Below are 5,184 nucleotides of genomic sequence, written 5' to 3'. Positions count from 1 at the left end.
CGGTCGGTGCGGTAGCGGGTGATCTGGAAAATCTGTGCGCTGGCGGGGAAGCCGAGATCGTCGGGGGCGGGCATCGTTTCGATGGTGCGTTGTTCGAGGCGGCCGTGCCCGATTCCGGTGCTGGTGTGGTGGGTGGCGTGGGGCCAGGGCAGTGCGGTGAGGCGGGTGTGGAGCCGGTGCTGGTTCGCTTTGACGGTGAACACGTAGTGCGCGCCGCGCTGGTCCAGGTAGCGGGCGAGGCCGCGGGTGGTGTGCAGGGCGTCGGCGGTGACCACGACGCCGGTGAGGTCGAGGGGGTCCAGCAGTGGCTGCATCGAGGTGATCTCGCTGGTCCCGGCGGTGACCTGCTGCTGGGCCAGCACGGTGCCGTTGTGGTGGGTCAGTGCGGAGAGCAGATGGACTCCCGCTCCGCCGGTGCGGGCGAAGGTGCCGCGCAGGGATTTGCCGTCCACCGCGATCGCTGCGTGAGTGCCGGTGTGGGTGGTGATCCAGCCGCTGACCGCGGTGTCGAGGTCGTCGCCGTCGATGTCGCAGAGTACTCGCCGGATGGTGGCCTCGTCCGGGGGAACGTGCCGGTCGCGGCGGGGATCGAACCGGGTGCCAAGCCGGGCCAGCACCCGTTGTGGTGCGTCGGCGGCCCATTCCCCGATCGCGGTGAACGACTGGGCCCCGGCCGCGACTGCGGCCGCAGCCAGCGCCAGGACCGATCCCAGTGAATGCCGCACCCCGCGCCGCTTCCGCGGATCGGGTATGAGAGCCAGGTAGTCACGCAGGTCAGCTACGTGGTCGAGGTCGGCAGAGGCCAGCCGGGCCAGCACAGCGGGTATGGGAGAAGAAGCAGCAGCAGGCACGGCTCTCTCACAGATCATGGGCTTCGACAACCACATGATCACCACCGAGAGCCGTGCCTGCCTGCAACGACACGACTTTGCCGGAACCCTGCCAGAGAGGGCGGGGGACGGCGAAGTCCGCCGGTGCGGTTCCGGCGCTCCTCGGAGGTCGTAGGCGCCGGTGCGGGCGAGGCACCCGACTTTGCCGGAACCCTGCCAGGGTGGGCGGGGGATGTTATGGCTGGACGGTCAGCTGGAGAACCAGAAGATCGCGCCGCCGATGGCCAGCAGAGCCGCGATGCCCAAGACCACCGCCAGGAACTTCGACGACTTCCAGGTCGACCAGACCCCGCCCACCAGGAAACCTCCGAGGGCGAGCAACAACACCCCGACCACTCCGTTGCTCACAGGACGCCCTTCGTCGAGGGGATGCCGCCCGCGCGCGGGTCCGGCTCCGTGGCCGCGCGCAGCGCCCGGGCCACCGCCTTGTACTCCGCCTCCGCTATGTGGTGGGGGTCGCGGCCGTGGATCACCCTTACGTGCAAGGCGATCTGCGCGTGGAACGCCAGCGAGTCGAACACGTGGCGGGTCAGCACGAACGGGTAGTTTCCGCCGATCGTGAACGTGTTGAACTGCTCCGGCTCGCCCACGTGCACGCAGTACGGCCGACCCGAGACGTCGATCGCCGCGTGGGCCAGGGTTTCGTCCATCGGGATCCAAGCGTCGCCGAAGCGGCGGATTCCGCTCTTGTCGCCCAGGGCCTGGCGGATCGCCTGGCCCAGCACGATCGCCGTGTCCTCGACCGTGTGGTGGGCGTCGATGTGGACGTCGCCCGTGGCTTCCACCTTCAGATCGAGCGAGCCGTGGACGCCGAACGCCGTCAGCATGTGGTCGTAGAACGGGACGCCGGTCGAGATCTCGACCTCACCCGTCCCGTCGAGGTCCAGCTGCACGGAGATCGAGGACTCCTTGGTGGTCCGTTCGACCTTGCCGATGCGGGTCATCGGGAAACTTCCTTACTCGCCTCGAGGAAGGCGTCGTTCTCTTCCGGGGTGCCGATGCTCACGCGCAGGTGACCGGGGATGCCCGGGTCGCGGATCAGCACCCCGCGATCCAAATAGGACTGCCACGCCGCCGCCGGGGAGGCAAACCGTCCGAAGAGGACGAAGTTCGAGTCGCTCGGCACCGGGTCGTACCCCAGTCCCGCCAACGCCTCCACGACGCGGTCGCGCTCCGCGGCCAGCTTGTGCACACTATCCAAAGTGGCGTCCGCGTGCCGCAGGGCCGCCCGTGCCGCCGCCTGCGTCAGGCGCGAGAGGTGGTAGGGCAGGCGCACCAGCTGCAGCGCGTCGACCACCGCCGGCGCCGCCGCCAGGTAGCCGAGGCGGCCGCCCGCGAAGGCGAACGCCTTGCTCATCGTCCGCGACACGATCAACGACAACGGGTAGTCCGCCAGCAGCGAGACCGCGCTCGGCTGGGACGAGAACTCCGCGTACGCCTCATCGACGACCACCATTCCGGTGGCCGCGTCGAGCACCGCGCGCAGCTCGTCGAGCGGGATCGAGCCGCCCGTCGGGTTGTTCGGGCTGGTCACGAACACGATGTCCGGCCGCTTCGAGCGAACGAGAGCGGCCGCCGCGGCCGTGTCCAGCGAAAAGTCGTCGCGGCGGGGCGCCGGGACCCACTCGGTGCGGGTGCCGGACGCGATGATCGGGTGCATCGAGTACGACGGCTCGAAGCCCAGCGCGCTGCGCCCCGGCCCACCGAAGGCCTGCAGGATCTGCTGCAGCACCTCGTTGGACCCGTTCGCCGCCCAGACGTTCGCCTCCGACAGCACCACCCGCGTCGACACGCTCAGGTAGTCCGCCAGGTCCTGCCGCAGCGCGAGCGCGTCGCGATCCGGGTAGCGGTGCAGCTCGGCCGCCTCCGCACGGACCGCCTCCGCCACGTCCGCGACCAGCGCGGGCGGCGGCGGGTACGGGTTCTCGTTCGTGTTCAGCCGGACCGGGACGTCCAGCTGCGGCGCCCCGTAGGGCGACTTCCCGCGCAGGTCTTCGCGCAGCGGCAGCTGGTCCAGCGTGACCTCTTCGCCGATCGTCATCGGACCGAACCTCCGAAGCGCGCGGCGACGGCCTCGCCGTGCGCGGGCAGGTCCTCGGCGTCGGCCAGCGCGACGACGCGGCCGGCGACCTCGCGCAACGCGTCCTCGGAGTAGTCCACGACGTGGATGCCCTTGAGGAAGCTCTGCACGGACAGGCCCGAGGAGTGGCGGGCGAACCCGCCGGTGGGCAGCACGTGGTTGGACCCGGCGCAGTAGTCGCCGAGCGACACCGGGGCGTACGCGCCGACGAAGATCGCGCCCGCGTTGCGGACCCGGGCGGCGACCGCACGCGCGTCCGCCGTCTGGATCTCCAGGTGCTCGGCGGCGTACGCGTCGACGACCCGGAGCCCATCCTCCACTGTGGACACCAGGATGACGCCGGACTGCTTGCCGGCCAGCGCTTCGGCGACCCGCGAGCTGTGCTTCGTCGCGGCGACGCGGTCGACCAGCTCCTGGTCGACGGCGTCGGCCAGCGCGGTCGACGTCGTCACCAGGACGCTCGCCGCGAGGGGGTCGTGCTCGGCCTGGCTGATCAGGTCGGCGGCGACGTGCACCGGGTCGGCCGTCTCGTCGGCGAGGATGGCGATCTCGGTGGGCCCGGCCTCGGCGTCGATGCCGATCAGGCCGCGCAGGAGCCGCTTGGCCGCGGTGAGGTAGATGTTGCCGGGGCCGGTGACGATGTCGACCGGCGCCAGTTCGGCGCCGTCGGTGTCCGTGCCGCCGTACGCCAGCAGCGCAACGGCCTGCGCGCCACCGGCCGCCCACACCTCGTCGACGCCGAGGAGCTCGGCCGCGGCGAGGATGGTCGGGTGCGGCAGCCCGCCGAACGCGGCCTGCGGCGGCGAGCAGACGACCAGCGAGCCGACCCCGGCGATCTGCGCCGGGACGACGTTCATCACCACGGTCGAGGGGTACACTGCCAGCCCGCCCGGGGCGTACAGCCCGACGCGCTCGACCGGCACCCACTTCTCGGTGACCGTGCCGCCCTCGACGACGGTGGTGGTGACGTCGGTGCGGCGCTGCTCGGCGTGCACCTTCCGGGCCCGGGCGATCGACTCCTCCAGCGCGGCCCGCACCGCCGGGTCGAGCTCTTCCAGAGCGCGGGTCAGCGACGCCCGCGGCACGCGCACGGACGCCGGGCGCACCTTGTCGAACTTCTCGGTGTACTCGAGGACGGCTTCGACACCGCGGTCACGGACCGCCTCGACCACCGGGCGCACGTGATGCAGCGCCGCGTCCACGTCGTATTCGGCGCGGGGAAGCGTGGCGCGCAGTTCGGCGGCGGTCGGGACCTGCCCGCGCAGGTCGGTGCGGTTCAACATGCCCCCAGGGTACGAGGTCACACCCAGCGGCTTTTCAGCGATACTCCCCGGTGACGGCCGATCCCAGCATGCAGGAGGCAGCGGTGGCGCGAATCGCGTTGTGCCAGGTCAACTCGGGTGACGATCCGGAGGCGAACCTGAAGCTCGTTCGCGAAGGCGTCGAGGCCGCGGTGGCGGACGGCGCGCGGATCGTCGTGTTCCCCGAAGCGGCCATGGCGCGCTTCGGACGGCCCCTGGAGCCGGTCGCGGAAGCGCTCGACGGCCCGTGGGCGTCGGCCGTGGCCGCGATCGCCGCCGAGTACGACGTGGTCGTCGTCGCCGGCATGTTCACCCCGGCCGACGACGGGCGGGTCCGCAACACGCTCCTGGTCACCGGCGGCGGGCACCACCGCGGCTACGACAAGATCCACCTCTACGACGCCTTCGGGTTCGCCGAGTCCGACACGGTGGCGCCCGGGTCCACGGCGACCACGTTCGAGCTGGACGGCGTCGTCTACGGCGTCGCCACCTGCTACGACGTGCGGTTCCCGGAGCTGTTCCGCGCGCTGGCCGACGACGGCGCCGACGTCGTGCTGCTGCCGGCGTCGTGGGGCGCGGGCGAGGGCAAGCGCGAGCAGTGGGAGGTGCTGGTGCGGGCGCGGGCCCTGGATTCGGGCTGCTGGGTGCTGGCGTGCGGCCAGGCCGACCCCGCGGCGACGGGCGTCACGGTCAACCCGAAGGCACCGACGGGGATCGGGTACTCGCTGGTCGCGGACGGCTTCGGCCGGGTGGTCGCCCAGGCCGGGGCGGCGCCGGAGACGCTGCTCGTGGACGTCGATCCGGCGGTGTCGGCCAAGGCCCGCGCCGCCACGGGAGCCTTGGCCAACCGGCGCCTCTAGCGCCCCAATGTGGCGTTCGGTGCGTCCAGCGCACCCAATGTGGCGTTCGGTGC

6 protein-coding genes are annotated in these 5,184 nt (G+C 71.6%); 1 reads left to right on the top strand and 5 read right to left on the bottom strand.

Features of this window, described 5'->3' with window-relative positions:
• The 5 genes from ACWEVN_RS46450 to hisD form a co-directional block, all read right to left on the bottom strand.
• On the bottom strand, positions 1-887 hold an 887-nt coding region (locus tag ACWEVN_RS46450), incomplete at its 3' end, for an ISAs1 family transposase (protein ID WP_452055531.1).
• 192 nt (positions 888-1,079) lie between these two features.
• Positions 1,080-1,238 (bottom strand): hypothetical protein, encoded by a 159-nt coding sequence (locus ACWEVN_RS46445; RefSeq protein ID WP_449682259.1) that lies wholly within the window; start codon positions 1,236-1,238, stop codon positions 1,080-1,082.
• Positions 1,235-1,834: an imidazoleglycerol-phosphate dehydratase HisB gene (hisB, locus tag ACWEVN_RS46440; RefSeq protein WP_308675145.1), complete on the bottom strand. Its 600-nt coding sequence runs from the start codon at positions 1,832-1,834 to the stop codon at positions 1,235-1,237. Before hisB ends, ACWEVN_RS46445 begins: the two co-directional genes overlap by 4 nt.
• Positions 1,831-2,931: a histidinol-phosphate transaminase gene (locus tag ACWEVN_RS46435; RefSeq protein WP_452055530.1), complete on the bottom strand. Its 1,101-nt coding sequence runs from the start codon at positions 2,929-2,931 to the stop codon at positions 1,831-1,833. Before ACWEVN_RS46435 ends, hisB begins: the two co-directional genes overlap by 4 nt.
• Positions 2,928-4,253 (bottom strand): histidinol dehydrogenase, encoded by a 1,326-nt coding sequence (gene hisD / locus ACWEVN_RS46430; protein WP_452055529.1) that lies wholly within the window; start codon positions 4,251-4,253, stop codon positions 2,928-2,930. Before hisD ends, ACWEVN_RS46435 begins: the two co-directional genes overlap by 4 nt.
• Positions 4,254-4,336: 83 nt before the next feature.
• Between hisD and ACWEVN_RS46425 the strand changes: the two genes are divergently transcribed.
• Positions 4,337-5,131, top strand: a complete 795-nt coding sequence (locus ACWEVN_RS46425; RefSeq protein ID WP_452055528.1) for a carbon-nitrogen hydrolase family protein — start codon at positions 4,337-4,339, stop codon at positions 5,129-5,131.
• Positions 5,132-5,184: the final 53 nt, after the last annotated feature.

The organism is Amycolatopsis sp. NPDC003861 (assembly GCF_053605405.1).
Note: the sequence above shows the minus strand (reverse complement) of the source record. Positions and strands in the feature narration are given on the sequence as shown.